Source organism: Pseudarthrobacter oxydans, assembly GCF_030812335.1.
In the GTDB taxonomy this organism is placed as follows: Bacteria; Actinomycetota; Actinomycetes; order Actinomycetales; family Micrococcaceae; genus Arthrobacter; species Arthrobacter oxydans_B.
Genome location: NZ_JAUSSN010000029.1, coordinates 1 through 1,113, shown reverse-complemented (window position 1 = coordinate 1,113; position 1,113 = coordinate 1). Strand labels below are relative to the sequence as shown.

Below are 1,113 nucleotides of genomic sequence, written 5' to 3'. Positions count from 1 at the left end.
GGGTCCTCCACGTCAAAGGTCTTCCCGGACGCGGCCGGGCGCCACTGCCCACCGATCAGCAGACCGGTGGGTACAGAGGCCAGCAGGGCGCTCTCATGCTGGGCATTTGTTGACATCGTTCGCTCTCCAGGTGTTTTGAAGGAAGCCGTGGCTGTGTGCAGCACGACCTTCAGCAGTTTGGTGCGGTAGGGCCGCCAGAAGCCGGGGCATGAAGACGTCAAACCTTCTGGTGTCTTGCACCCACTGAGGTGGCGTCGGTGCCGACCCTCCTGGGTCGGCACCGACGCCTTAGGTGAGAACCGGCTAGACTCCGACGCTGGTCTTGGTACGGATCAGGTCCAGAGCCTGAACGAGGTATCCCTTGAAAACCGGGTAGTTCTCGCTCATCGGGAAGTGCCCGATAGCCTTCATCTCGATGAACTCGGCGCCCGGGATCTGGCTGGCCGTGCGGGCTCCGTCTTCAGGGGTGGTGAGGTAGTCGTACTCGCCGGTCATCAGGACCACCGCGCATTTGTCGGTCTGGATTTCGCCCAGTTTGCCGCGCAGATCGTGGTCCACCGAGTAGAAGTACAGGTCACCCTTGAACGCCTCGGAACCCTGAGTGTAGTAGAACCACGTTTTCCAGCGGTCCGCCTCCGGCGATTGCGGGGCCATGAGATCCCAGGTGCCGCTGCCGCACACCTGAGCGGCATTGGCATGGGGGTGCTGCCACCAGTCGAGGTAGAAGCCCGGTGAGTGGTCCGCCCCCTCCACGGGGATGACGGCGTCGAACCTTTCCGGGAAGCGGTGGGCGAGCTGCAGCGCTATGTTGCCGCCGAAGGAGGATCCCATGAAAATGGGGTCAACCAGTTCCAGTGCATCGACGAGGGCGACGATGAAGTTGGCGAAGTGGTCCGCGCTGAGCTGGTACTCCTCGGTCCACCACTCAGTGTTTTCAGGGGGGTCCGATTTGCCATGGCGGGGGAGGTCGTAGGCGATGACGCGGTATTTGGCGGTGATCTCCGGGTCCTCCAGCAGGCCGCGCCACTGGTGGTTGTGGGCTCCGGCGGTGTGCTGGCAGACCAGGGGCTGGCCCTGGCCGTTTTCGAGATAGAAAACCTTGTATTCAAGGCC

Annotated in this window: 1 protein-coding gene; it reads right to left on the bottom strand. The window is 62.7% G+C overall.

Going from position 1 to position 1,113, the window contains the following annotated elements; all coding sequences use genetic code 11:
• Positions 1–303: 303 nt before the first annotated feature.
• Positions 304–1,113: alpha/beta fold hydrolase (locus tag J2W14_RS21175; RefSeq protein WP_307466212.1), on the bottom strand; the 810-nt coding region annotated here is incomplete at its 5' end.